The organism is Bryocella elongata (assembly GCF_900108185.1).
In the GTDB taxonomy this organism is placed as follows: domain Bacteria; phylum Acidobacteriota; class Terriglobia; order Terriglobales; family Acidobacteriaceae; genus Granulicella; species Granulicella elongata.
In genome coordinates, this window is record NZ_FNVA01000001.1 from 439795 (window position 1) to 465336 (window position 25542).

Consider the following 25542-nt stretch of genomic DNA (forward strand, 5'->3'; position numbering starts at 1 on the left):
CCAGCCTGCCCAAGTGGCAGGCTGGTCTGTTTCTGTTGGGTATCAGTGGGGTCACAGGGGGAAGACTTCTACAGGCTTTTGTAGGGATCGCTCTTGCAACTTCCCATTTCCGGTAGGTTTGTGGCATACTTAGGGTAAGCCGCTGGGCAGAACCCGGCTCCGGCTTGTACCAGGATGTCAGCAGCTGGGCTGGCGCCATCAACTTTATTTAGAGAGATGGAAGGGGAGAATGGCCAAAGCAATTTGGAACGGACAGACACTGGCTGAGAGCGATGAGATTCAGACAGTTGAGGGTAACGTCTTCTTTCCGGAAGAGGCTGTAAACAGGGTGTTTCTTCGCCCCAGCTCCACGAGCTCGACGCACCCGTTGAAGGGTCTTGCTCGGTATTACACGCTGCTGGTCGATGGTCAGGAGAATCCTGATGCGGCGTGGTATTACCCCGATCCCAAGCCGGGTGCCCGCAAGGTGAAGCACCACGTCGCCTTCTGGCGCGGTGTGGAGATCGTCACGACGTAGGCCCCGTTTGAATGGTTTGCAGGATCGAAGACGCCCCGAGTTCGGGGCGTCTTTCCTTTTGGGGTGAGGAGCTACATGGCGAGGTCGAGGACGATCTTGCCGAAGTGGGCACCGTTCGCCATGTGCTCGAAGGCCGCGCGGTAGTCGGCGAGCGGGAAGACGCGGTCGATGACCGGCTGGATACGGTTGGCCTCGATGGCGGCGAGCATGCGTTCGAACATGCCTCGGCTGCCGACGTAGATGCCGTGGACCTGAACGGATTTGGCGAGGATGGGCGTCGGGTCGATGGTGGCGCCTTTGCCGCTGAGCACGCCGATGACGTAGACCTTGCCGCCGGGCGTGACGGCCTTGAGCGAGAGCGGCAGGGTGCCGGCGCCGCCGACTTCGACGACGTGGTCCACGCCACGCTTGTTGGTGAGGGCTTGCACCTCCTGATCCCATTGGGGATTCGCGCGGTAGTTGACTGTGGCGCTCGCCCCGAGGGCCTGGGCGCGGACGAGTTTTTCGTCGGACGAGCTGGTGGCGATGACGCGGGCACCCATGGCGGAGGCGAACTGCAGGGCGAAGAGCGAGACACCGCCCGTGCCGAGGGTGAGGACGGTCTGCCCAGCGAAGAGGCCGCCGCGCTCGACGAGGGCGTTCCAGGCGGTGAGGGCAGCGCAGGGGAGCGTCGCTGCCTGTTCGTAGGTGAGGGAGTCGGGAATGCGGATGAGGCCGCTCGCGGGGAGGATGCGCTCGGTGGCGAAGACGCCGTCGATGGGGCCTCCGAGTGCGGACTTTCCGGTTGCGTTCTGGATGGGGCCGTCGCGCCAGTCCTGGAAGAAGAGCGAAGCTACCCGGTCGCCGGGCTTGAGGGTGGTGACGGCGGGGCCGACGGCGAGGACCTCGCCTGCGGCGTCGGAGCCGGGGATGCGGGGCATCTGGAGCTTGGGGTTATATTCGCCGCGGACGACCATGAGGTCGCGGTAGTTGAGCGAGGCGGCGTGGAAGCGGACGTGGACGTCAGAAGGTCCGAGGGGGCCGAGGACGATGTCCTCAAGGGCGAGGTGGTCGAGGCCGAAGGCGTGGAGGCGGAGGGTCTTGGGGGTGGGCATCGAGCGAACTCCTTACTCCGTGATTATCCGCGTTTGGGTGTCAGGGAGATAACGCTGCCACTCGGCGGGCGACTCCGCGACACGTTTGATGACGGCGTTGCGTTCGCGGAGGAGGTTGAGCATGTAGCGGCGGAGGAAGAGGAGCTCGGCGAGTAGACCGAGGAGCGGGAGCGGGGCGGCGATGCGGAAGACGTCCTTCATCTCGGTGAACGTGGGAGAGATGGCACGGAAGATGTGGTCGGCCTGCATGGAGCGGAAGATACCTTCGACCATGGTGACCTGGAAGTACGTGGGCGCTTGGAGCGCGGTGGTTTCGCTGGTGAGGTTCTGCCAGATGCCAAAATGTTTGGCCCGCCAGGTGACGCGCTGGTGGAGGCCAACCAGCCCAGTTGTGACGCCGCCGGTAGCGAGTGCCTGTTCGCCGGAGTGGATGTTGGAGCGGAGGTGGACCTCGACGGAGCGGGAGAGGTCGAAGCAGCGGTCGATGGGGGCGTGGATGAGGGTGGTCTCTTCGATGTGGATCAACGGGACCTCCAAGGCGAGCGTTCTAGTTTTGAACGTGTTCAAATTTTAGACGCGACGGAGCCGTCGGTCAAACTTTGTTCAGCTTGAACGGTGCGGAGGGCTTGGACGCAGCTGCGGTTATGGGTGGCCGGAGGTGGGTGGGGTGGTGGTCGCTTTGCTCTCGGGCGGACTCCCACTGGGGTCCTCGGTGTGATGAAGGCCGATCTGGGCATCGAGCGCGGACTGAATGAGCGCGGCGGAGTCCTTGCGGCCAAATTCCTTTGCGTGGTCCAGGGCTGATTTACCATCCTTATCTCGCGAGGTGGGATCGGCTCCCGATTCGAGGAGGAGCTTTGCGATCTCGGGGTCGAAGGCGTACATGAGTGCGGTGCCGCCGGAGGAGTCGCGTTGATTGACCTTTGCGCCAGCGCCGAGGAGGAGTTGAGCGATCTCTGCGGAGTCGGCCATGAAGAGAGGCGGCCGGTTCCACAGGTCTTCCTCGTTGGGGTCTTCTCCGGCTGCGAGCAGCAGTTTGACGATGGAGGCCGCCTCACCGGGATGCTCGTCATCGTTGCGGTCGACGGCCTGCGCGAGGAGAGAATGGCCGTCGTTGGCCGCCAGGGAGACGCTGGCGCCTCGTTGCAGAAGGCGCTTGACAATGCTGATGTGGCCGCGGCTCACCGCTGCGAAGAGAGGAGATTGTGGGCCTTGGTCATCGTCCTCATCGGAGGATTTCGGATAGGCCAGTCTGAGGGGCGCGTGATGATCGAGCCAGAAGTCGACAACGGGGATAGATCCGGATGTCGCTGCCATCGAGAGACATTCGTAGCGGACATGGGGCGGAAGACTCGAGGCCTTTGCCGGGGTGACGAGCATGCGCTGGACGAGGTCGATGTCTCCCGAGGCGGATGCGGCGCATATGGGGGAGGGGGTGTTCTTGTCGGCGGAGACGAGGGGCGTCTTGGCGACGATGAAGGCATCGGTGAGAGGCGTGCGCTTGCTGGCGATGGCGTTGTTGTAGAGGGCCAGATTGGTCGCGTCGGCTGCGGCGAAGTTCCAGTGCTCGGCGCGGAGAGAGGAGAGGGTGTTGTCATTGCCACGAACCCAGCGTGCAGTGTCAGCGGCTTCGTCGATCGCTGATTCGAGATGTTCGATGGCTTCGGGGAGGCCGACGACGAGGCCCCCGTAGTCGTGGACCGTCTTCGTGATCTTGCCGAAGGTGACTGTCAAGGTTTGCGAAGGCATGTCGGTCCAGTTGCAGGTGTAATCGTTTTGCGCAGATAGGAAGTCTGCGCGGCGGAAGGAGTTCCAGAGCTCTCGCATTGTGTCCGACGAGACTCGTGCGTGATGGATTCCGGGCACGGTGACGAAGGCATAAGGACGATCTGGCGCAACGAAGGTGATGTCTCCATCACCGCTTAACGTCACCTTGTAGCTTGGACAGGAGCCGAGGCAGCCGGTGCGTTCGAGGGAGATGTTGACTGTCCTCATGTAGGGCACTTCAGGGAGAGGGATGTGCACACTCTCCCAGCGTTCCTGAGGGTATACACGGACGTAGTCGGTGAATTCGACGCGGCGGATCTGGCCATCGATGCGAACTGGCTGGAAGGCGCGGTGCATCTCGATCTCTTGTGCCTGGGCGTAGAACTTCTCTGGGCCGCCCGTGGGGGTCGCGGAGTCGACGCGTCCGTTCTCGTTGACCACGACTTCGAGGGTGACGCTGACCATCATGCCGAAGATGCGACCGCCCTGGTGCATGGCTCGCTGGATGGGCGTGAGGTTGGGCGGGTCTGGGTCGTCGTCGGCGTGGATGTTGACGACAGGTGTGAGGAGACGCATCTCCATGCGGTCGGGGAGCGGAACCGGATCGGGCCTGAGTTGTTGCGCGCTGAGTTTCAGTGTGAGAACGACGAGGCACAAGAGGGATGCCACAAGAAAGATGCGGGTCTCTCCACTACGCGGGCCGATGAGACCGTTGCGCTTCGATCGAGGTGACACAGTGCGATGACGGGCCGCGTGGCGATCGCGGGACGGGTACTCTGCAGGAACGTCTTTGAGCCGCATGGAGGAAAGGATCGCACCCAGCTGGCCGGGAGGCAATACGGCGGCTGATGGTTCAGGAGCGACCGGACAAAAGCGACGATTGGGGGAATTTGGTGATTGACATAATCGCCTAAATCCACAACTATGTGGTTGTGGATTCTCTGGGCACAACGTTGGCGGCTTTGTCGGACCCGACGCGGCGGGCGATGGTCGATCGGCTGACTCGTGGGCCGGCGACGGTGGGTGTTCTGACCGAGCCGTTTGATGTTTCTCAGCAGATGATCTCGAAGCACATTGCGTGCCTGGTGCGGGCGCGGATCGTGATCAAGACGAAGCGGGGACGAGAGAGTGTTTGCAGGCTGAGGCCGGAGGCGATCAAGACCGTCAGTGACTGGGCGATCAGCTATCGCAGGTTCTGGGAAGAGAGTTTCGACAAGCTGGGCGTGGTTCTCAATCAAATGAAGAAAGAGGAGGTGCGAGATGGCAGAAAAGACGGTTAGCGAAGTGGAGCGGATGGTGGTGACACGTGTGTTCGATGCCCCACGCGAGTTGGTGTGGAAGGCGTGGACCGATCCGAAGTACATCATGCAGTGGTGGGGGCCGAAGGGTTTTACTTCGCCGGCTTGTGAGATGGACTTCCGCGTTGGAGGGAAGCTGCTGTGCTGCATGAAGTCGCCGGATGGGCAGGAGTTCTGGAATGCGAGCGAGTTCCACGAGATTATTCCGCAGGAGAAGATCGTTTCCTCCATGTACTTCGCGGACTCGAAGGGCAACAAGATCGATCCAGCGACGCTTGGGATTGAGCACGAGGCGATCGAAGATGCGTTTGACGTGACGCTGTTTGAGGATCTTGGCAACGGCCAGACACGGCTTACGTTCATCGGAAACGAACCGGCGGAGAGTGCGAAGAACAGCGGACAGATGGAAGGCTGGAACCAGATCCTCGACAAGATCGCCGACGTTCTCGCGGAGATGAAGCAGGCGAAGTAGGAAGCTCGTGGCAAACGTAGCCGGGTGACCGGGCTTGGTATCTTGTAAGGCCCCCAAGCCTCCAAGCCCCCGACGTCTCAAAGTCGAGACGTCGGGCACCCGGTTCGTGCTTTCTGAGGCTTCTGCGGCAGGGCACCCACATCTCAGAAGCGAGATGTGGGGCACCTGGATTCGTGGCAGTGACGCGGGCTTGGCTGAGGCGAGGTAAGCTGGTTCGCATGCATGTTCGTTGGCTGGTGGTTGGCATTGGGGACATTACGCGGAAGCGGGTGATTCCTGCGATCTTGTCGGATGCGCGTAGCACGCTGGCGGGTGTTGTCACGCGGGATGTGGCGAAGGCTGCGGCGTATCCCGGTGTGAGTTCGTGGACGACGCTGGATGCGGCGCTGGCGGCGGATGGGATGCAGTCGAGCTTCGATGCGGTGTATATCGCTACGCCAGTGGTGATGCATGCGGAGCTGGCGATTGCGGCGCTGGATGCGGGTAAGGATGTGCTGTGCGAGAAGCCGGTGGCGATGAACTTTGCGGAGGCGCAGAGTATCGTTGCGGCGGCTGATCGCAGTGGGAGGTTGCTTGGCGTGAGTTACTATCGACGGCTGTATCCGAAGCTGGCGCGGGCGAAGGAGTTACTTGCGCAGGGTGTGATTGGTCAGCCGGTGTTTGCCGAGGGGATCTATCACGGCTGGCTGGAGAGCGAAGAGCGGGGCTGGCTGCGGGATCCGAAGATGGCCGGCGGAGGTCCGCTATATGACGTGGCGTCGCACCGGATCGACGCGCTGAACTTTCTCTTTGGCAAGCCGGAGCGGGCTGTGGGAATGCGGTCGAATGCGCTGCATGCGCTGGAGGTCGAGGACTCGGCGACGGCGGTGATCGGGTATGCGGGGGGTGTGCAGGCGGTGGTCGATGCGCGGTGGAACTCGCGGGTACCACGGGATGAGTTTCGCATTGTTGGTGTCGAGGGGGAGATGAATCTCACGCCGCTGAATGGGCCTGCGTTGCGCTGGCCCGGTGGCGAGGAAGAGTTGCCGACGGCGGAGAACACGCATGGGCCGTTGATTGCAGATTTTGTCGCGGGAGTTCTGGATGGTAAGGCGCTGGTTGCGCCGGGTCGTGAGGCGATCTGGACGGACTGGGTGACAGAGCAGGTGATGAAGGGTGCATAAAGCGCCGCTCTGCATCATGTCCTCTGCGTTGCGGATATGTCGCGCCTTCAGCGCTGGGAGCTTTCTTCCCCAGATACCTGTGCCTTTGGCCCAGGCTAGTATGTGGTCGCGCCGATGGCGCTTCAACCCGTTCTGAGGGCAGGCAGCTGATGTAGCGCGATTATCCTGCGACCCCACATCTCTTCGAGGTGTGGGGCACCCAGAAGGTGTGGCAGCCATGGCTACAGCGCAGCGGCTTCGATGAGCGGTGTGACGGCGGCGAGGTTCTTGATGAGGTCGGCAGGGATGTTGTGGCGGGCGGCGAGGTACTCGGGCGTGTTGATCGCGAGGTAACTGTTGCCGTCGGCGTCTTCCCAGGCGAGCGCCTTTAGGGGAAGGTCGATGGAGGAGGTTGGGGCCGCGAGCATGACGGGCGTGCCGGCTTTGGGATTGCCGAAGATGAGCACAGCGCAGGGAGGCATGTGCAGGCCGGCTTCTGCAGCGAGCTGGCTATGCTCGATGCGGGCGAAGACGGTGACGCCGTGCTGCTGGAGCGCGGTGGTGAGTCGATCGAGCGTTTCTGCGGGAGCGTGCTTGCTGGGAAAGATCTTCAGCCCGTTGTCCTGAGTCGGTTCCATGGCTCGTTCTCCTTGAGGTGCGGCGGATACGACCATCTTAGAGGCGCGGCGTCGCAGCGCTGTGAAAGATGAAGGAGACGGGATCGAGTTTCGAGTGGCGAGCTTTGGGTTGCGAGTTTGTCGTTGCGGATGTTTAGAACCAGACTCCAGATGCCAGTTTGCCAGATACCAGGTTGCGGTTAAGCGCGAACCCGGGTCCGATGGTTCGGACCCGGGTTCGCTTGTTCGTGACGGATTGACAGGGCTACGCCTTGACGACGTGGCCGTTCTCGACCTTGACCGGATCGAGGAAGGGCATGGCCTTGCGGAGCTCGGCGCCGACCTTCTCGAGCGGGTGATCGCGGTCCTGCTGGCGGAAGGCTTCGAACTCCTTGCGGCCGTTGTTCTGGTCGTCGATGAAGCGCTTGGCGAAGGCGCCGGACTGGATGTCGGTGAGGACGTCCTTCATGGCCTTCTTGGTCTCGGCGGTGACGATGCGCGGACCGGTGACGTAGTCGCCCCACTCGGCGGTATCGGAGATGGAGTGGCGCATGTACTCGAGGCCGCCGCGGTACATGAGGTCGACGATGAGCTTGAGCTCATGGAGGACCTCGAAGTAGGCGAGCTCGGGCTGATAGCCGGCCTCGGTGAGGGTCTCGAAGCCAGCCTTGACGAGGGCAGCGGTGCCGCCGCAGAGGACAGCCTGCTCGCCGAAGAGGTCGGTCTCAGTCTCTTCGGTGAAGGTGGTCTCGAGCACGCCGGCGCGGGTGCAGCCGATGCCCTTGGCGTAGGAGAGTGCGTTGGCGAGAGCCTTGCCGCTGGCATCCTGCTCGACCGCGACCAGGCCGGGTACGCCGCCGCCTTCGGTGAAGACCTCACGCACGCGATGGCCGGGGGACTTGGGCGCGACGAGCGAGACGTCGACCGTGGTGGGAGGCGTGATGGTGCGGAAGCGGATGTTGAAGCCGTGCGCGAACATCAGGGTCTTGGGCTGGCCGTCGGAGCCGAGGGCGTGGAGCGCGGGCTCGATCTCGGCGTAGACCTTGGCTGCGGTCTGGTCGGGCACGAGGACCATGATGGTGTCGGCCCACTGCGAGGCTTCGGCGACGGAGACGACCTCGAGGCCGGCGTTCTCAGCCTTCTTGGCGTTGGCGGAGCCGGGACGGAGGCCGACCTTGACCTGCACGCCGGAGTCCTTGAGGTTGAGCGCGTGCGCGTGGCCCTGCGAGCCGTAGCCGATGATGGCCACCCGCTTGGACTGGATGAGGGAGAGGTCTGCGTCTTGATCGTGGTAAGTCTTTGCCATGTTCGCTTCGTCTTCTTTCTTCTGGGTTGACTCTATTGTCTCGTTCACGACACCTGGTGGTAAAGGCGGTAATGCTCTTTGTTCAGGGATGTGAACGGGCGGAAGGTAATGGGGCCGCGCTCGGTGGCGACGGTCCAGTCGGTGGAGGTGGAGGACACGCGCTGTGCGGAGAGGAGTTGTGCGCGCGTGAGTTGTTCGTTCGCCAAGGGAAGGACGGCGAAGAGAGTCTGTGGGCCGCACATGAGCGCGACGAAGTTGGGGTGCTCCGCGTCGAGCTGAGCGAGGCGTAGCGGCATATCGAACTCGATCTCGACGCGATCGCCCTTGCGCCAGGTGCGATCGATGGTGAACCACGTGCCGGCAATGAGTGGCTGTTGGAAAGCTTTGCCGTTGATGCTGATGCGCGTCTGCGGGCCGGCCCAGGCGGGGATGCGGAGGTCGAGCGGGAACTGGGTTGTGCGGTCGGCGTCGAGGTGCAGTGTGACTTCGTTGCCGTGGGGATAGGTTGTGGCCTGCGTGAGCAAGAGGCGCGCTGCACCTTGCTGCCAGCGAATGCGCGAGGGTGTGTAGAGGTTGATGGAGAGGCCGCGAGCGGTGCAGAAGGCGGTGCTGATGTGATAGTCGGCGGTGATCTGTGGCAGCGTACCGGAGCAGCAGGGCCACTTGTCGGGGTGATAGGTCTTGACCGCGTCCTGGTTGTAGTCGGAGTAGTAGAACGCGTGGCCTTCTTCGGTGATGGGCAGGGAGCCGAGCACGGTGTTGTAGAGCACGGTCTCCATGCTGTCGCCGTAGCTGGGGTCGCCGGAGACGCGCATGAGGTAGCGGGCTATCTTGAAGTGGCCGTAGGCGCCGCAGGGAGTTTCAAAGCTGGAGTGGGTCTTGGTGAGTGAGTCGGCGAGCTCGTTGGTGCCGGGCCTGACGATGGTCTCGTTGGGTCCCCAGCCGCCAGTGGCGAAGCTCTGTTGTTGCAGCAGCGCGAAGCCGTTGTGCGCCGCGCGGAGATGTTTGTCGCTGCCATCGGTGAGGTACGCCTGCGCAGCTGAGTTGAGTGCGTTGACGTGCGAGTAGGCGTGATCGTGCACGGCGGGGTTTTCGCCGCGGGCGAGAGGATCGAAGTACTCGCGGTCCTGCAGGTACTGCTGGGCGAGCTTGTGATAGCGGTCGCCTGCGCCGCGCTGGTAGGCGAGGTAGAAGTTTTCGGGGAGGGTATATGGCTCGTCCCAGGTGTAGGCATCGTTGCGGTGCGGCCGATCGTGTTGCTCGGCGCGCGTGAGAGCGCGTTCCGGGAAGTGCGGCAAGGCTACATCGGTGGTGGCGTTGAGTGCGTCGAAGGCCGTAGGGCAGACGGCAAACTGGTGGGCATCGATGAGGCCGATGTTGAGCTTGTCGTAGGTGTAGCAGGGGAAGTTATACGTCTCGTAGAACTTCGGCGAGATGGTTCGCGCGTACTCGCTCACGAGTGTGTGGACCTTCTGCTGTGTGGCGCGATCGCCGGTGACGGCGTAGGCGCGCGAAAGAGCCGAGACCCATTGTCCAAAGGCGTGACCGGAGGCGAAGCCCGGCATTCCGGTGTCGGGCGTGAAGATTTTGGTCCATGCGTACCAGCCGCCCATGTCATCCCCGGGAGCGGGCAGGCCGGCGGCCAGACGGAACGGCATGAGCATGCGATCGTTGTCGAGCCTGAGGAAGAAGGCGTGGTTCTGGTCGAACTGCTGCTTCATGGGGCCGTTGAGCAGCTCGACCTGGGAGTAATCGAGCTGCTGGAGCTTTGTGGGGCGCGTGGTACTTGCCGGTACCGTGGCGCGGGCCGGCACGCCGCGAGTCTGCAGCAGGGCTGCGGCGGAGAATACGCTGGCTGATTGGACGAAGTGGCGGCGGTTCATCGTTAGGCCTTCAGGCGTAGTGGAGGATCTAGTCGAACTCGGTGGGCAGCTTGTCGTCTTCGGGGAGCGCGTCGGGATCGAGGTCGAGGATGTCGGTGGTCGGCTCGTTGAGGGGGCTGCTGTCGGCTTTCGTGCCGAGCGCCTTGAGGACGCGGCTGGTGTGGAGGCCGCGGCGCATGGCCATGCGGCCGGTGCGGGAGACCTCGAGGACGTCGTAGCCGGTCTCGCGCAGGACCTGGAGCAGGCCTTCGATCTTGGAGGCGGAGCCGGTCATCTCGAGCATGACGGACTCTGGCGCGAGATCGACGATACGGGCGCGGAAGACGGTGGCGAGTTCGAAGATCTGCGAGCGCGAGTGGACGCCGTGCGGATGCTGCGGGCCGGCCGCGACCTTGATGAGGCAGAGCTCGCGCACGACGGCTTCGGCGCGGTTGACCTCGTCGACGTGAATGGTGGTTTCGAGCTTGTAGAGCGACGCACGAATGCGGTGGGCGGCGTTCTCGGGAGCTTCGCAGACGATGGTCATGCGCGAGGCATCGGAGCGTTCGCTTTCGCCTACCGTGAGCGAGACGATGTTGATGCTGAGGCGGCGAAAGAGGGAGGCCACGCGCGTCAGCACGCCGGGCTTGTCGTCAACGAGGGCTACGAAGGTATGCAGCATAAAGGCAGGGTCCAGGGTTCAGGGGTTAGGGTTCAGAGGGACCGGTTAGGAGTGATTGGGGGTGTTGGGATCCCAGAGCGGTGTCTGGTGGTTCTCGTCATGGACCAATGAGCCGATGTTGTGGTCCTTGTCGTGGAAGCTGCCGAGGGTGAACTCTCCGGCAACGTGGTAGGCGTGGCCGCAGGGCAGTGGGCCCTGGGTGAACTTTTCGCTGGCGCACTTGGAGCCGCGGTAGATGTGGAACCACTCGATGGGATCGCGGGCGTCGACGAGCTTCTGCGAGATATGGAGTTGGTCGAAGGAGTGGTCGTGCGCGGCGTCGCGGAGCTGCCAGACGATAGCGGAGATCTGTTCGTCTGTGGCGTTCTCGGGCGCGACCAGGGTGATGCCCATGGCGTCCTGGTGGAAGACCTTGAATGCGGGTGGTGCGATGGTGGGGCGTGCGGGATATTGCACCGCAGGTGCTGCGGGCTTCGTGGGCGCCGGTTGCGATTGCGGTGAGGGCGCGGAGCTGCAGGCCGTAAGCGCGAGGGCCGCGAAGGTGGCAGCGATGGGTGTCAGACGTGGCATGGTTACAGGGCCCTCCGATACACGACGGTGCGGTTCACGTGGCTGTCTGCGGGGATGTTCGGGTGGTCGAAGTCGAGGGCGGGCATGTAGGTCATGCCGAGCTTCTCCATCACGCGGCGGGAGGGTTGATTCTCGACGGCGGTGATGGCGACGACTTCGTGAAGCTGCGTAGTTTCGCGAAGGTAGTTAAGGATGGCGTTGGCGCCTTCGGTCGCGAGGCCTTTACCTTGTGCGGTGGTGGCGAGGCGCCAGCCGATCTCGACTGCGGGCTGTGCGACGTTGGGAATGGCGAAGCGCATGGTCTGCGCGCCGAGGATGCCGAGTAGCTCGCCGGTGGCGCGGTCTTCGGCGGCGAACATGGTGAAGCCGTCGCGGGCGAGTTGTGCGTTGTAGCGGGCCATGGCTTCTTCGGTTTCCTGCTGGGTCATGGGGGCGTGGAAGTAGCGCATCACGGCGGGGTCGGCGTTCATCGCAGCGAAGGGTGTGAGGTCGCGGGGCTGCCACTCACGGAGGAGCAGGCGTTCGCTGGCGAGTTGGAGCGTGGTGGTCATGCTTCGAGAGATTTCGCTGAAGTGTGGCGACGAGAGGCGATTGCGATCCAGGTTCGTACCAACAAGCAATAGAACGTGAGGCTAAACAACGTCTCAAAGGTGATGAAGGCACCGTTCGAGATTGTTATGGCTCCTTCTCGATAAAACAGAAGACCTCCGACGGAGAAGCCAGGAAATAGAAAAATGGCGCACACCTGGAGGTGTGGTACGAAGAAGCAGGCCCACGACAAAGCCACGAGAACGATCGAGGTGATGATCGCAGTGCGCCAGTGAGCGTTTCTCCATGGATTGGTCACTACTCATCCTCGGCGGTTTCGAGTAATGGATCGTGGACGGGGCGGCGGACCATCTCGTGTAGAGCGGCACCGGGGGCGATCATGGGGTAGACGCCGTCTTCCTTCTCGACGGCGAAGTTGATGAGGAAGGGCTTGCCGCTGGTGCGGGCCTTCGTCACCGTAGGCGTTACATCTGCGCGCTGGCTGACGTTGGTAGCGTCGATGCCGTGTGCGTTGGCGAGCATGACGAAGTCAGGCGAGAGGATGGGTGAGGCGGAGTAGTTCTTGTCGTAGAAGGTCTCCTGCCACTGACGCACCATGCCGAGGAAGCCGTTGTTGATGACGGCGACGTTGATGGGCAGCTGCTCCTGCACGATGGTGGAGAGCTCGGAGGCGGTCATCTGGAAGCCGCCGTCGCCGGCGATGACCCAGACGTCCTTCTCGGGGCAGGCCATTTGGGCTCCAATCGCTGCCGGTAGAGCAAAGCCCATCGTCCCGAGGCCGCCGGAGGTTACTAGCGAGCGCGGGGCTTCGTGCTTGAAGTACTGGGCCTCCCACATCTGGTGCTGGCCTACGTCGGTGACGATGATGGTTTGTTCGAGACGGCCTGCGGCCTGGGCCTCGCGCCAGATGTCGTGGATGACGTGGGCGGCGTAGAGGTGGCCGTTGTCGGGCAGGTTGATGATGTCGCGGACGGCGGCGGTGCCCTTGCTGGCGTTGATCTCCTTGATCCAGGCGATGTGGTCAGCCTTGAGTTCGCCGATCTCAGCGGTCATCAGCGGGAAGAGGAGATTGAGGACTTCCTTGAGGTCGCCGATGAGGGCGACGTCGGCGCGGACGTTCTTGTTGACTTCGCTGGGATCGATCTCGACGTGGATCTTTTTCGAGTTGGGCGAGTAGTGCGCGAGGTTGCCGGTGACGCGGTCGTCGAAGCGCATGCCGAAGGCGAGCAGGAGGTCGGCCTGCTGGATGGCGTTGTTGACCCAGCTCTCTCCGTGCATGCCCATCATGCCAAGCTGCAGCGGATGCGCGGCAGGGATGGCGCCGAGGCCGAGCAGGGTGCTGGCGATGGGGATCTGCAGCGTCTCGGCGAACTGGATGACCTCGCGCTGGGCTCCGCTCTCCACGATGCCGTGGCCGGCGAGGATGACGGGACGCTTGGCGGCTTTCACGAGCGCGAGCGCTTCGCGGATGGAGGTGTCCTCCGCGCTCAGCATGGGGTGCGGACGATAGGGCTTGGGCTTCGACATGTCGAAGTCGAAGACGGCGGAGGCCTGCTGTGCGTCCTTGGTGATGTCGACGAGCACGGGCCCGGGGCGGCCCGAGCGTGCGATCTGAAAGGCGAGCCGCACGGTGGGTGCGATGTCCTCGGCCTTGGTCACGAGGAAGTTGTGCTTGGTGATGGGCAGCGTGATGCCGGTGATGTCGACTTCCTGAAACGCATCCGAGCCGAGCACCTTGGAGGAGACCTGGCCGGTGATGGCGACCATCGGGATGCTATCGAGCATGGCGGTGGCGAGTCCGGTGACGAGGTTGGTCGCGCCGGGGCCGGAGGTGGCCATGCATACGCCGACCTTGCCCGAGGCGCGCGCGTAGCCATCGGCCATGTGGGATGCGCCTTGTTCGTGGCGCACGAGCACGTGATGGATGGAAGGGAACTTGCGCAACGCGTCGTAGATGGGCAGGATGGCTCCGCCGGGATAGCCGAAGACGGTGGTGGTGCCTTCGCCGGCGAGCGTGGCCCAGAGGATCTCGGAGCCGGTGAGGGTGGGGTGCGTACTCATAGTGTTAAACCTCCGGTGCGACGATTGTCGCGTTCCTTGCGGTTGATTGCTGGTCCGAGCAAAATACAGGGGTTCTTCGCTTCGCTCAGAATGACGGCGATTAAAACTGAGGGCATAACGGTTAGCTTGTTACGGCTCCGATGCTGGCGCTGCTTACGGTGTTGGCGTACTTGGCGAAGACGCCGCGCTTGAAGCGAGGCTCGGGGGCTTTGAAGTCCTTGAGGCGGGCGGCTAACTCTTCGTCGCTGATGTTGAGCTGGAGCTTGCGGTTGGGGATGTCGAAGGTGATGGTGTCGCCTTCGTGCACGGCGGCGATAGGGCCGCCCATGAAGGCTTCGGGGGCGACGTGGCCGGCCATGAGGCCGCGGGTGGCTCCGGAGAAGCGGCCGTCGGTGAGCAGGGCTACGGTTTCCGAGAGCTCGGGGATTCCTTTGATGGCGGCGGTGACGGCGAGCATCTCGCGCATGCCGGGGCCGCCTTTGGGGCCTTCATAGCGGATGACGCAGACGTCGCCGGGGTTGATCTTGCCTTCGTTCACCGCGGCGAAGCAGAGGTCTTCGCTATCGAAGACGCGGGCGGTGCCGGTGTGATGAATGCGCTCGTGTCCGGCTACCTTGACGACGCAGCCATCGGGCGCAAGGTTGCCGCGCAGGATGACGAGGCCGCCGGTCGGCTTGAGGGGCTTCTCCCAGGTGTGGATGACGGGCTGGTTGGGTGTCTCGACGGCGTGCGCGGCTTCTTCGAAGAGGGTCTTGCCGGTGACGGTGGAGATGTTGTGCAGCGAGCCGCGATCCATCAAGCGCTTCGCGAGCACGCGGGAGCCGCCGGCTTCCTGGTAGTCCTTGGCGTTGTACTTGCCGCCGGGTGAGAGGTCGCAGATGAAGGGCGTGCGCTCGGAGATCTGGTCGAAGTCTTCCATCGAGAGCGGGATGTCTAGCTCGTGTGCGATGGCGATGAGATGGAGCACGGCGTTGGTCGAGCCACCGGAAGCGCAGACGGCGGTGATGGCGTTCTCGAGGGCTGAGCGGGTGAGGATGTCGCGGGGCTTGACCTGCTTGCGGGCCAGCTCCATGACGAGGTGTCCGGCTTCGCGCGAGGCGTTGTGCTTTTCGAGGCTCATGGCGGGCACGCCGGTGATTTCGATGGGCGAGATGCCGAGGAACTCGCCAGCCATGGCCATGGTGTTGGCGGTGAACTGGCCGCCACAGGCTCCGGGGCCGGGGCAGGCTGCGGCTTCGACGGCTTCGAGCTGATCGTCGTTGATCTTGCCGGCGGCGTGCGAGCCGATGGCTTCGAAGACGTTGAGGATGGTGATCTCTTTGCTCGAGCCGTCGGCCTGCGGCAGCTTGCCGGGCATGATGGAACCGCCGTAGAGCATGAGGCCGGGGATGTTGAGGCGGGCAAGCGCCATGATGGCGGCGGGCATGTTCTTATCGCAGCCGGCGATGCAGACGAGGCCGTCGAAGGAGTTACCGCGACTTACTAACTCGATGGAGTCGGCGATGACTTCGCGCGAGATGAGCGAGGCCTTCATGCCTTCGGTGCCCATGGTGATGCCGTCGGAGATGGTGACGGTGTTGAACTCCATGGGCGTGCCGCCGGCCTCGCGGATGCCTTGCTTGACGGCCTCGGCGACCTGGCGGAGGTGGAAGTTGCAGGGGCCGATCTCGGTCCAGGTGTTGGCGATGCCGATGATGGGCTTGTGCAGGTCTTCCTTGCTGAAGCCTACGCCGCGGAGATAGGAGCGGGCAGCGGCGCGCGATGGGCCTTCGGTGAGGGCGATGGAGTTGGTTTTGCCGGGAACGTTCGACACTTGCTGTTACCTCAGCGGCTAAAGCCGCGATCATTGCGATTGTTGAATGTCACGGCTGAAGCCGTGACCTGCCGTTCTTGCTGGGCCTATTGTGTCGGGCCTTCAGCCCTCTAGTCCTTTTGTCGTCTGAACCTAGGCCTTCGGCCTAGGCTGGTATAGGTCGCGCCGTTGGCGCTGGATGGTGCGGGTACCTCAGCGGCTAAAGCCGCCGTCTTTGAATCGTTCGTTCGGCACGGCTGAAGCCGTGCCCTTAACAAGACGGCTGCGGATTATGCCGCACGCTTGCGAGTTATGCGGTTCGGCTTTGGGCTACGCGGCTTTGTCGGACTTGGGGCTTAGCCAGAATTCTTTGTTGTGGTTCTCTTCGAACTTGTCGAGGTCGGATTCGTGGCGGAGGGTGAGGCCGATGTCGTCGAGGCCGTTCAGGAGGCAGTACTTGCGGAACGGGTCGATGTCGAAGTGGGCGGAGAAGCCGTCGGCGTCGGTGACGGTCTGGGCTTCAAGGTTGATCGTGAGCTCGTGCTTTGGGTTCGCGGTGCACTTCTTGATGAGGGTCTCGGTCTCTTCTTCGGTGAGGCGGACGAGGATGATGCCGTTCTTGCCGGCGTTGGAGAAGAAGATGTCGGCGAAGGAGGGCGCGATGACGGCGAGGAAGCCGTACTGGGCGATGGCCCAGGCGGCGTGCTCGCGGGAGCTGCCGCAGCCGAAGTTCTTTTCGGCGATGAGGATCTGCGAGCCTTTGTACGCGGGGTTGTTGAGGACGAAGTCCTTCTTCTCCTCGACGTGGTCGGGGATGTCGAGCTCGTAGCGCCAGTCGTAAAACAGGAAGTCGCCGTAGCCAGTGCGCTCGATGCGCTTGAGGAATTGTTTGGGGATGATCTGGTCGGTGTCGATGTTGGGCAGCGGGAGGGGGACGGCGGTGCTGGTGAGCTTATCTATTGGTGTCATGGCAACTGGTACCTTCTAGAGATCGGTGCGCCTATGAATCATGTTGAACTGCTAAGCGTTGAATTCGTCAGTCTGGTCGATAATGTCGATCCCGATGACGACAATGTCGATGTTCATATCCATCTCAGGGATGGGCGAGCTTATTCGCTCTTAGCTGCAACGCCCAAGAACATCTACCGGTGCATGAGGGATGAAGGCAGTGAGCATTTCTTCAGCGATCCTCCCCCCTTGTTAGTAAATTTCCTGGACGAAGCTCATGTGAGAGCTGCGATTGAAGCGATGCTGGTTGAGAAACCTGATTTGCTGGTGACCTATGGCGTTCTCCAGTCGACCGACTAAGCTTCGTTGAACTTCCAGTTGCGAACGTCGGTGAGGTGGCCGGTGACGGCTGCGGCGGCGGCCATCTCCGGGCTGAGGAGATGGGTGCGGCCTCCGCGACCTTGCCGGCCCTCAAAGTTCCGGTTGGATGTGGACGCGCAACGTTCGCCGGGCTGGAGGATGTCGGGGTTCATGCCGAGGCACATGCTGCAGCCGGGCTCGCGCCACTCGAAGCCTGCGGACTTGAAGACGAGGTCGAGGCCTTCTTCTTCGGCTTGTGCTTTGACGGCCTGAGAGCCGGGGACGACCATCGCGCGGACGGTGGTGGCGACCTTGTGGCCCTTGACGACGGTTGCGGCGGCGCGGAGGTCTTCGATGCGGCCGTTGGTGCAGGAGCCGATGAAGACGGCGTCGACGGCGACCTCTTCCATGGGCATGCCGGGCTTGAGGTCCATGTACTCATAGGCGCGCTCGAAGCCTTTGCGGTCGGCGTCGTCCTTGGCGTCGGTGAGCACGGGGACCTTGCCGTCGATGGTGGTGACCATGCCGGGGGAGGTACCCCAGGTGACGGAGGGAGCGAGCTTGGTGGCATCGATGGTGAGTTCGCGATCAAAGGTTGCGCCTTCATCGGTGACGAGGGCGCGCCATTGCTCGACGGCCAGGTTCCACTGAGCTTCGTAGTCGTCGGTCGTTGTGCCGAGGTCGGGGTTCGCGGGACGGGCATCCGGCGAAACTAGGTTGATCGGCGCGGTGCCCGGGGCGAAGCGTCGGCCCTTGAGGTAGGCGAAGGTCTTTTCGTCGGGGGCGATCATGCCGGCGCGGGCGCCGGCTTCGATGCTCATGTTGCAGATGGTCATGCGGCCTTCCATGGAGAGGGCGCGGATGGCGGAGCCGGCGTACTCGACGGCGTAGCCGGTGGCGCCGGCGGTGCCGATGCGGCCGATGATGTCGAGGATGATGTCCTTGGCGGTGACGCCATAGGGAAGCTCGCCTTCGACGTTAATGCGGAAGGTCTTGGGCTTGGACTGCGGCAGCGTCTGCGTGGCCATGACGTGCTCGACTTCACTGGTGCCGATGCCGAAGGCCAGTGCGCCGAAGGCACCGTGGGTCGAAGTGTGCGAGTCGCCGCAGACGATGGTCATGCCGGGCTTGGTGGCGCCGAGCTCGGGGCCGATCATGTGCACGATGCCCTGGCGGGAGTCCTGCACATCGAAGAACTCGATGCCGAACTCGGCGCAGTTCTTGCGGAGGGCGTTGACCTGCGCGGAGGCGATCTGGTCGACGATGTGGAGGCGCGCTTCGATCGAGGACGTAGGGACGTTGTGGTCGACCGTGGCGATATGGCGTGCGGGATTGCGCAGCTTGCGGCCGGCGAGGCGGAGACCGTCGAATGCCTGCGGCGACGTGACTTCGTGCACGAGCTGGAGGTCGATGTAGAGGATCGTGGGCTCGCCTGTGGGGGAGACGACGACGTGGTTGTCCCAGACTTTTTCGAAGAGAGTGCGCGGCTTGAGAGGCTGTGTAGTCATTTCTGCTCGCTTGTGTTTTCTGTTTCGAATTCATTCAGCCCGAATGTAGTGGGCAAGTAAGTGTCCATCGTTCCTGCGGAGTCGATTACGGTGACGGAGACAAATCTTTCTCGTACGAAAGTATCTTTGAGAGAGTCCAGTAACTCTGCAGGCAAGTTCAGCGTCTGCCGCTCGTTTCGGTCTGGCAGAGTCGTAGCGAACCATAGATGGTAGGCATCACTCTTGAACGGTCGCATTGCTTCGGAGCCAGCGAACACAAGAGATCCAGTTGCGGTATCAATCCAAAGCAAACCTGTGTCGGGACAGGAGTGCGGAACGCATCCCCTGATGATGACGTAGCGGTTTGCCTTTTGCTGCGGGCCGTCAGAAAAGACCTGAAGATGCCATGTGACGTAGTCCGCGAACGTCAAGTCTTTCCCCCTCATGGAGTATCGGAGCGGAAATGCGCGGCGCAGTGCGATACGAAAGCACGGCGCGTCCAACAGCTTCTCGTTTTGCTCGGGAGATTTTCCATTTGGCGCGGCATACTCGAGCATCCAGCGCAGATCGCTCGGACAGGGAGAGGCAACCTTCGCGGTTGCGTGCATTGGAGCCGTTGCCAGGGCTACAGCTAACAGAAGAGGAAGCATTAGTTCATCTCCTGAGCGCGCGAGCCATCATCGCCTGCCTGTGGCGGGAAGGTGTTCGCTCCGGCATCCGCGGGGTCTACCGGCTGCGCGCTGCCGTCGGGAGCGATGAGCAGGGCGCGGCTGATGTGAGGCACGATGCGGTGCGCGAGTGCGAGGCGCGCGTCCCATCGGGAGATGGCGTTGCGCAGGGCGACGGGCAGGGAATCGGCGGAGAGGTCGCGGCTGGCGAAGAGCCAGAGGGTGTAGTCGGCTGCGGCGGAGTCGGTGGTGTGGTTCTGCGTGGACCAGGTGACGCCGGCGAAGACGAGCAGTGGAGTCTTGAGGCCGAGGTCGGCCCAGAGCATGCCGTGCGCGGGACAGAAGTCAGGCACGCAGCCGTCGACGGAGAGATAGCGATTGCCGTCGGCGGTGACTTCACCGTTGGCCGTGAGGAAGAGCGGGATCACCTGCGCGAGCGCGGGCGGCTGCGTGACGTCGGCGTTCCACATGGCCTGGGGCTGCTTGAAGGTGGCGTCGAGCAGCGCCTTGAAGCGGGCGTCGTAGCGGAGCGCGGTTGGGTCGCCGGAGGGAGCGGGCTTGGTGTACTTCCACATCCACTGCAGGTCGTTGAGCGGGGCCTGGTCGTAGTGGTGGGCGGGGTTGCGGGGCGGAGGTGCGATGAGGTGGTTGGGGTCTTCGATCTGCGCGTGGGCTGGAATGCTCATCGAGGCGCACATCGCCGCCGTGCTCGTGAGAGCGAGGGCGGCGGCGAGTTTTCGATAGTTGCGCATGATCGAGTCGTGGTGCTGGTGAGAGCGAATGCAGGTTCCTACGCTGCGCTACGGAATGACAAACAAGAAGAACTATGCGGTGGCTAACTGCTTGGCCAGTTCGTCGAGGACGTATTGGCCCATCTGGGTGGTGCTGGTGTTGGCGGTGGCGCCGCCCTTGGCGATGTCGGCGGTGCGGTGGCCTTGGGCGAGGACGGCGTTGACGGCCTTCTCGATGGCGAGGGCTTCCTGCTCGAGGCCGGCGGAGTGGCGGAGGACCATCGCGGCGGTGAGGATCGCGCCGAGGGGGTTGGCCTTGCCCTGGCCGGCGATGTCGGGCGCGGAGCCGTGGACGGGTTCGTAGAGGTTGACCTTGCCGCCGATGGTGGCCGAGGGCAGCATGCCGAGCGAGCCGGTGATGACGCCGGACTCGTCGGAGAGGATGTCGCCGAAGAGGTTCTCGGTGAGGACGACGTCGTAGGTCTTGGGCTGGTTCATCAGCAGGATGGCCATGGAGTCGACGAGCTGGTGCTCGACGGTGACGTCGGGGTATTGGGGCTTCAGTTCTTCGACGGTGGCCCGCCACAGCTGGGAGCACTCAAGGACGTTGGCCTTATCGACCTGGGTGAGCTTCTTTTTGCGCTTCTGGGCGAGTTGGAAGCCGATGTGCGCGACGCGCTCGACCTCGGGCTTGGTGTAGACCATCGTGTTGATGGCGAGGCCGGTCTCCTTGTCCCAAGAGCGGGGTTGGCCGAAGTAGAGGCCGCCGAGGAGCTCGCGAACGAAGAGGATGTCGACGCCTTCGATGACCTCGGGCTTGAGCACGGAGTTGTTGGAGAGCGCGGAGAAGGCGAGGCAGGGGCGGAGGTTCGCAAAGCCGCCGAGGTGCTGGCGGATGGCGAGCAGGCCGGCCTCGGGGCGCTTGTCGGGCGTGAGGGAGTTGAACTTGTTGTCGCCCACGGCGCCGAGGAGGACGGCATCGGCGGCGAGTGAGATGTCGATGGTCCGCTGCGGCAGTGGCGTGCCTTCGGCGGTGATGGCGACGCCGCCGATGAGGGCTTCGGTGAAGGTGAAGTCGTGGCCGCCAGCAGTGGCGATTGCCTTGAGGACCTTGACGGCTTCGCCCGTAACTTCGGGCCCGATGCCGTCACCGGCGAGGATGGCGATGTTTAGCTTCATGGCGTCCAGGGATTAGGGGTTAGGGATTAGGAAGGCGCTGCGTTGATGTGTCGCGCCTTCAGCGCTCGGTCTTTTCGGTCGATTCCTAGGCCTTCGGCCTAGGCTGGTATGTTGTCGCGCTGTTGGCGCTTGCGTCTTCTATTTCCTTCATGGCTCATTCGACAGCTCAGGTCTTCTGAGAGCCGAGGTACAGTACGTACCCCTTGAATGCGACGGCCCAGACGACTGGAATCATGATGCCCGGCAAAATCAGCCAGTTTGGGAGTCTGTTCGAAAGGCTCGTTTGTGCAAATAACACCACTCCTACGAAAGGCCCGAATGCGATGATCCCTTGCCATCGGATGAGTGAGTTCTGAGTCGGCGTCAATCCGTTGTCGATGTCTGGCGCTTCCATAGGGCGCTCCGGTAGCTACGACACGCTTGCGGTTTCGGCGACTGGGGCATGGAGCAAGCCGATGAGGTCCTGGTCGTAGATGTCTTTTTTGCGGTCGGCGAGGTCAGTGAAGCGTTCGTAGACGATGAGGAGCTGTTCCTTGTCGAGTGGGTGGCCGAGTTTGGTGAGGCGTTCGGCAAGGGCGGCGCGACCGGAGTGCTTGGTGAGCACGAGGGAGTTCGTGGGCACGCCCATGGATTCGGGCGTCATGATCTCGTAGGTGAGCGGGTTGGCGATGACGCCGTGCTGGTGGATTCCGGCGGCGTGGGCGAAGGCGTTGGCTCCGACGATGGCCTTGTTGGGCGCGGCCCCGAAGCTGATGCACTCGGCCAGCATCTGGCTGGTCTTGTAGAGCTCGGTGGTGACGATGCTGTGGTCGTAGGGGAGCTTGTCCTTGCGGACGGTGAGGATGGCGGCGAGCTCTTCGAGGGAGGCGTTGCCGGCGCGTTCGCCGATGCCGTTGATGGCGCACTCTACCTGGCGGACACCGGCTTCGATGGCGGCGAGGGTGTTGGCGACGGCGAGGCCGAGGTCATCGTGGCAGTGCGCGGAGAGGATGATGCCGTCGGCGTCGATCTGCGGGATGCGCTCGCGGACCATGCGGAACATGGCGGCGTAGTCGGCGGGTATGCAGTAGCCGACGGTGTCGGGCAGGTTGAGGGTCGTGGCCCCGGCCTGGATGGCGACTTCGAGGGCCTTGACGAGGAAGTCGGGATCGGTGCGGGTGGCGTCCTCGGGGGAGAATTCGACGTTGTCGACGAGGGTGCGGGCGTAGGCGACGCACTCGGCGATCTGGTCGAGAGCCTGCTCGCGGGTGATCTTGAGCTTGGCGGTGAGGTGCAGGTCGGAGGTCGAAAGGAAGGTGTGGATACGGCTTCGGTCGGCGGCCTCGACGGCCTTGGCGACGGCCTCGATGTCGACTTTCTTGCAGCGGGCGAGACCCGCAATCCTGGGGGCGCCGTTGCCTCGGCCGATGGTCTCGGCGATGGCCTTCACGCTGTTGAAGTCACCATGCGAGGCGATGGGGAAGCCAGCCTCGATGATGTCCACGCCAAGCTTCGCGAGCTGGGCGGCCAGGCGCATCTTTTCAGCGTGGTGCATGGCGCAGCCGGGGGACTGCTCGCCGTCGCGGAGGGTGGTGTCGAAGAAGACGATGTGGTTCGAGATGGCCATGTTCGGTGAGACCTTTCGTGCGCGCGGCAATCGGGTGCGTTGGCTGCCCTTCGCTACTGGACTAAAGCATAACCCGCCCTTATGCTCGGAGCGAGGCGTATCAAAACTTCTAATGCCAGCATAGGGCTCCATTGGCATTAGACAGAAAGAGTACGACAGCTGCGGGCATCAGGGAATAGGCATTTTCAGACCTGTTGGAGTGGTTCGCAAGCGATACGAGCGCAAGGTGAACGCCGGATGACGTTGCGATGAATGTCGCCGCCGCGGCGAGGGATGGGAAGCGATGGACCTCTTTCAGTTGGAGACATTTTTGGCCGTGGCGGAGGAGCGCAGCTTCTCTCGCGCGGCGGCGCGGTTGCATCGCACGCAGCCGGCGGTGAGCCAGGTGATTGCGAAGCTCGAAGCGGAGCTGGGTGAGACGCTGCTGGAGCGCACGTCGCGCGATGGCCGGCTGACGGATGCGGGCGAGGTGCTCCGCGAGCATGCGCAGAAGATGCTGAACCTGCGGTCGGACGCCGAGGCGGCGCTGGTGGAGCTGAGGTCGCTGCATACGGGGCGGCTGCGGCTGGCGGCAAACGAGTACACCTGCCTGTATCTGCTGCCGGTGCTGGATGCGTATCGGCGCACGCATCCGCGGGTGAAGATCGAGGTGCAGCGGGCGCTGGCGAGCCGGATCTCGGATGAGGTGCTGCAGCACTCGGTGGAGATTGGGGTGGTGAGCTTCCGGCCGGACGACCCCCAGGTGCGCTCGGTGGTGGTCTACCGCGACGAGCTGGTGTGCGTGGTGGGTCCGCAGCACGAGCTGGCGCGAGGCCGGGCCGCGAACGCGGAGGAGCCGGTGACCATTCAACGGCTGGGGCGGGAGCTGTTTGTGGCGCACAACGTGGCGTCGCCGATGCGGCAGAAGGTGATCCAGGCCTTCAAGAGACACAGGACGCCGCTGAATATCGAGGTCGAGTTGCCGTCGCTGGAGGCGATCAAGCGGTTCGTGTCGCAGGGCAATGGGGTGGCGCTGGTTCCCAAGCTGACGGTCGACCCGGACCTGGCGTCGGGGGCGCTGGTGGCGATCAAGGTGAAGGAGCTGGAGATGGAGCGGCGGCTGCGGCTGGTGTATCGGCGACAGGCGGCGCTGAGCCATGCGGCGCGGGCGTTTCTGACGGTGGTGGAGGAGCAGGCTGCGTCGCTGGGCGATCCCTTTTGCTACGTGACAGATCGCAGCGGGGCAGCGTAGGATTTCGGCGGTTCGACGGAGGGCGGTCGAAGTGACGAATCTTTACATGAAAGCCGGGAACTTTGCGAAATCTGGGCCGTCTCTGGACGGTAGCCACAGCCGGTTGAAAACGGCCGGATGGCCCGATGGCGCACGGTAGCCCTGGGCTTTGGCTGGGTCAGTTTTACGAAAGATTCCGGTTCACGACGCAATCAGTTTCACGATACGAGGAGAAGGCATATGAAGCACTCAATCGGACGTATGGCAGCGATGCTGCTGTTTTGTTTGGGATTTGTGGCGGCAGCCGGGGCACAGTCGAGCTCGGACACGCCGCCGCAGGGGCCGCCTCCGGGCGGTGGTCGTGGCGGCATGATGATGGATCCGGCCAGGCGCGCGGAGATGATGCAGAAGCAGCTTGGGCTTTCGGATGACCAGACGGCGCAGGTGAAGGCTGTGCTGGTGGCTGATTCTGACAAGATGAAGGCGGTTCGCGCGAGTGGAGCGTCGCAGGAAGATTCGCGCTCGCAGATGATGGCGATCCGCCAGGACGAGCAGACCAAGCTGAAGGCCATTCTGACGGCTGACCAGTGGACCAAGTACCAGGCCATGATGGAGCAGATGCGGCAGCGGATGCAGGGCGGCGGCGGGGCTCCTCCACCGGCGCAGCTGTAGATTCCAGCTCTTCGAGCAGCGAGCGGGGTCCCATACGGGATCCCGCTTGTTTTTTGTGCCGGAGGTGGATTCCGAAAGGCCGGAATCCTCGTCTATCCCTCATCCACCGGGCATTTCAAGCCGCACATGCGGCGGAGCAGGTACAATCAGGAGCAAGCGCGAGGCGTCAGGAAGATAGAGGCCTGTTCCACCCGAAGGGACTCAGGACGGGTGAGGTATTGTCTTCACCGGCGCTGGATGTGAAAGCGAGGGATTCTGGCAAGCATGAAGAAGATGATGTGGCTCGGTGTTCTGCTGTTGAGCGCCGCGACCGTAGCGAACGCTCAGGAGAGCCGGCAGGACGCGAGCGTCAGCGTAATCGGCGTTACGGGCTTTGATACCAATGGTCTCCTGGTACACCCGATGCACCAGACTGCCACGCTAGGCGTGCTGGGGAGCTACCGCTACGATTTGACCCCTCGCAGCCAGCTCGAGCTCAATTACAACTTCTCGCAGCACTCGTTCAAGTACAACACGGTGACCGTGAACAACGGCGAAGTGCATGCGAAGCAGCAGGAGCTTTCTGGGGCGTACGTCTACACGCGTAGCTACCGCAACTGGAACCCCTTTGTAGAGGTCGGCATCGGTGTAAATATTTACACCCCGATTCTCGATACCGGCACCCACCAGCTGGGCGCCAAGCAGAACTCCAACATCGGCGCGTTGTTCGGCGCGGGCGTGGCTTACGAGCTGAGCCCGAGCTGGGACATCCGTGCGGAGTACCGCGGCATGGTTCTGAAGACTCCGGACTTTGGCCAGAGCTACTTCAAGACCAACAAGTACTTCCTCAGCGAAACCCCGTCGATCGGCGTTGCGTACCACTTCTAAGCAGACGCTTCGACACGGCAATGGAAAGGCCCGCCAACCGGCGGGCCTTTCTTCGTTGCAAAGGGATGTCGCTGATAAACTTGAA

At 63.0% G+C, this 25542-nt stretch carries 25 protein-coding genes; 8 read left to right on the forward strand and 17 right to left on the reverse strand.

Annotation, left to right across the window (positions count from 1 at the left end; genetic code table 11):
• The first annotated feature begins 229 nt into the window (after positions 1-229).
• On the forward strand, positions 230-517 hold the full coding sequence (locus C4S68_RS01790) for a DUF427 domain-containing protein (RefSeq protein ID WP_103931307.1): 288 nt from the start codon (positions 230-232) through the stop codon (positions 515-517).
• A gap of 71 nt (positions 518-588) precedes the next feature.
• Here C4S68_RS01790 and C4S68_RS01795 read toward each other — a convergent pair whose 3' ends face one another.
• From C4S68_RS01795 to C4S68_RS01805, 3 genes are all read right to left on the reverse strand, one after another.
• A complete protein-coding gene (locus tag C4S68_RS01795; protein WP_103931308.1) occupies positions 589-1611 on the reverse strand; it encodes a zinc-dependent alcohol dehydrogenase family protein in 1023 nt (340 codons plus the stop codon).
• 12 nt (positions 1612-1623) lie between these two features.
• Positions 1624-2136 carry an SRPBCC family protein gene (locus C4S68_RS01800; RefSeq protein WP_103931309.1) on the reverse strand — a complete coding sequence of 171 codons (513 nt, stop codon included), beginning with the start codon at positions 2134-2136 and terminating at the stop codon, positions 1624-1626.
• 117 nt (positions 2137-2253) lie between these two features.
• Positions 2254-3954 carry an ankyrin repeat domain-containing protein gene (locus tag C4S68_RS01805; protein WP_160114955.1) on the reverse strand — a complete coding sequence of 567 codons (1701 nt, stop codon included), beginning with the start codon at positions 3952-3954 and terminating at the stop codon, positions 2254-2256.
• A gap of 356 nt (positions 3955-4310) precedes the next feature.
• Between C4S68_RS01805 and C4S68_RS01810 the strand changes: the two genes are divergently transcribed.
• The 3 genes from C4S68_RS01810 to C4S68_RS01820 all read left to right on the forward strand — a co-directional run bounded on the left by C4S68_RS01810 (position 4311) and on the right by C4S68_RS01820 (position 6311).
• Positions 4311-4658: an ArsR/SmtB family transcription factor gene (locus C4S68_RS01810; protein ID WP_268807253.1), complete on the forward strand. Its 348-nt coding sequence runs from the start codon at positions 4311-4313 to the stop codon at positions 4656-4658.
• A complete protein-coding gene (locus tag C4S68_RS01815) occupies positions 4639-5148 on the forward strand; it encodes an SRPBCC domain-containing protein (protein WP_103931312.1) in 510 nt (169 codons plus the stop codon). Before C4S68_RS01810 ends, C4S68_RS01815 begins: the two co-directional genes overlap by 20 nt.
• 218 nt (positions 5149-5366) lie before the next feature.
• Positions 5367-6311: a Gfo/Idh/MocA family protein gene (locus tag C4S68_RS01820; protein WP_103931313.1), complete on the forward strand. Its 945-nt coding sequence runs from the start codon at positions 5367-5369 to the stop codon at positions 6309-6311.
• A gap of 221 nt (positions 6312-6532) precedes the next feature.
• On the opposite strand, the gene C4S68_RS01825 is transcribed toward C4S68_RS01820, so the two are convergent.
• From C4S68_RS01825 to leuD, 9 genes are all read right to left on the reverse strand, one after another.
• The gene (locus C4S68_RS01825; protein WP_103931314.1) at positions 6533-6928 is read right to left on the reverse strand and encodes a DUF302 domain-containing protein; all 396 of its coding nucleotides are present in this window, start codon (positions 6926-6928) and stop codon (positions 6533-6535) included.
• A 244-nt stretch (positions 6929-7172) separates the two neighbouring features.
• Complete coding sequence (gene ilvC / locus C4S68_RS01830) at positions 7173-8213, reverse strand: ketol-acid reductoisomerase (RefSeq protein ID WP_103932118.1); 1041 nt, start codon at positions 8211-8213, stop codon at positions 7173-7175.
• Positions 8214-8257: 44 nt separating this feature from the next.
• Positions 8258-10096 (reverse strand): beta-L-arabinofuranosidase domain-containing protein, encoded by a 1839-nt coding sequence (locus tag C4S68_RS01835; RefSeq protein ID WP_103931315.1) that lies wholly within the window; start codon positions 10094-10096, stop codon positions 8258-8260.
• A 28-nt stretch (positions 10097-10124) separates the two neighbouring features.
• Complete coding sequence (gene ilvN, locus C4S68_RS01840) at positions 10125-10757, reverse strand: acetolactate synthase small subunit (RefSeq protein WP_103931316.1); 633 nt, start codon at positions 10755-10757, stop codon at positions 10125-10127.
• A 45-nt stretch (positions 10758-10802) separates the two neighbouring features.
• Positions 10803-11327 carry a hypothetical protein gene (locus C4S68_RS01845; RefSeq protein WP_103931317.1) on the reverse strand — a complete coding sequence of 175 codons (525 nt, stop codon included), beginning with the start codon at positions 11325-11327 and terminating at the stop codon, positions 10803-10805.
• A gap of 2 nt (positions 11328-11329) precedes the next feature.
• The gene (locus C4S68_RS01850; RefSeq protein WP_103932119.1) at positions 11330-11878 is read right to left on the reverse strand and encodes a GNAT family N-acetyltransferase; all 549 of its coding nucleotides are present in this window, start codon (positions 11876-11878) and stop codon (positions 11330-11332) included.
• 295 nt (positions 11879-12173) lie between these two features.
• Complete coding sequence (gene ilvB / locus C4S68_RS01855) at positions 12174-13937, reverse strand: biosynthetic-type acetolactate synthase large subunit (protein WP_103931318.1); 1764 nt, start codon at positions 13935-13937, stop codon at positions 12174-12176.
• 121 nt (positions 13938-14058) lie between these two features.
• Complete coding sequence (gene ilvD / locus C4S68_RS01860; protein ID WP_103931319.1) at positions 14059-15750, reverse strand: dihydroxy-acid dehydratase; 1692 nt, start codon at positions 15748-15750, stop codon at positions 14059-14061.
• Positions 15751-16059: 309 nt separating this feature from the next.
• On the reverse strand, positions 16060-16698 hold the full coding sequence (leuD, locus tag C4S68_RS01865; RefSeq protein WP_103931320.1) for a 3-isopropylmalate dehydratase small subunit: 639 nt from the start codon (positions 16696-16698) through the stop codon (positions 16060-16062).
• A 33-nt stretch (positions 16699-16731) separates the two neighbouring features.
• Between leuD and C4S68_RS01870 the strand changes: the two genes are divergently transcribed.
• A complete protein-coding gene (locus C4S68_RS01870) occupies positions 16732-17037 on the forward strand; it encodes a hypothetical protein (protein ID WP_103931321.1) in 306 nt (101 codons plus the stop codon).
• Here C4S68_RS01870 and leuC read toward each other — a convergent pair.
• The 5 genes from leuC to C4S68_RS01900 all read right to left on the reverse strand — a co-directional run bounded on the left by leuC (position 17034) and on the right by C4S68_RS01900 (position 22708).
• The gene (leuC, locus tag C4S68_RS01875; RefSeq protein ID WP_103931322.1) at positions 17034-18545 is read right to left on the reverse strand and encodes a 3-isopropylmalate dehydratase large subunit; all 1512 of its coding nucleotides are present in this window, start codon (positions 18543-18545) and stop codon (positions 17034-17036) included. The two genes, C4S68_RS01870 and leuC, sit on opposite strands and share 4 nt — an antisense overlap.
• Positions 18542-19174 carry a hypothetical protein gene (locus C4S68_RS01880; protein WP_103931323.1) on the reverse strand — a complete coding sequence of 211 codons (633 nt, stop codon included), beginning with the start codon at positions 19172-19174 and terminating at the stop codon, positions 18542-18544. Before C4S68_RS01880 ends, leuC begins: the two co-directional genes overlap by 4 nt.
• Positions 19174-19944 (reverse strand): hypothetical protein, encoded by a 771-nt coding sequence (locus C4S68_RS01885; protein WP_103931324.1) that lies wholly within the window; start codon positions 19942-19944, stop codon positions 19174-19176. The genes C4S68_RS01880 and C4S68_RS01885 overlap by 1 nt, the downstream gene beginning before the upstream one ends.
• A 72-nt stretch (positions 19945-20016) precedes the next feature.
• Positions 20017-21102, reverse strand: coding sequence for a 3-isopropylmalate dehydrogenase (leuB, locus tag C4S68_RS01890; RefSeq protein WP_103931325.1), 1086 nt, complete (start codon positions 21100-21102; stop codon positions 20017-20019).
• Positions 21103-21511: 409 nt separating this feature from the next.
• Positions 21512-22708 carry a 2-isopropylmalate synthase gene (locus C4S68_RS01900; protein WP_103931327.1) on the reverse strand — a complete coding sequence of 399 codons (1197 nt, stop codon included), beginning with the start codon at positions 22706-22708 and terminating at the stop codon, positions 21512-21514.
• Between the two features lie 283 nt (positions 22709-22991).
• On the opposite strand from C4S68_RS01900, the gene C4S68_RS01905 reads away from it, so the two are divergent.
• The 3 genes from C4S68_RS01905 to C4S68_RS01915 all read left to right on the forward strand — a co-directional run bounded on the left by C4S68_RS01905 (position 22992) and on the right by C4S68_RS01915 (position 25457).
• Complete coding sequence (locus C4S68_RS01905) at positions 22992-23939, forward strand: LysR family transcriptional regulator (RefSeq protein WP_103931328.1); 948 nt, start codon at positions 22992-22994, stop codon at positions 23937-23939.
• A gap of 219 nt (positions 23940-24158) precedes the next feature.
• Positions 24159-24590 (forward strand): hypothetical protein, encoded by a 432-nt coding sequence (locus C4S68_RS01910; RefSeq protein ID WP_146071976.1) that lies wholly within the window; start codon positions 24159-24161, stop codon positions 24588-24590.
• A 264-nt stretch (positions 24591-24854) separates the two neighbouring features.
• A complete protein-coding gene (locus C4S68_RS01915) occupies positions 24855-25457 on the forward strand; it encodes an outer membrane protein (protein WP_103931330.1) in 603 nt (200 codons plus the stop codon).
• Positions 25458-25542 lie beyond the last annotated feature (85 nt).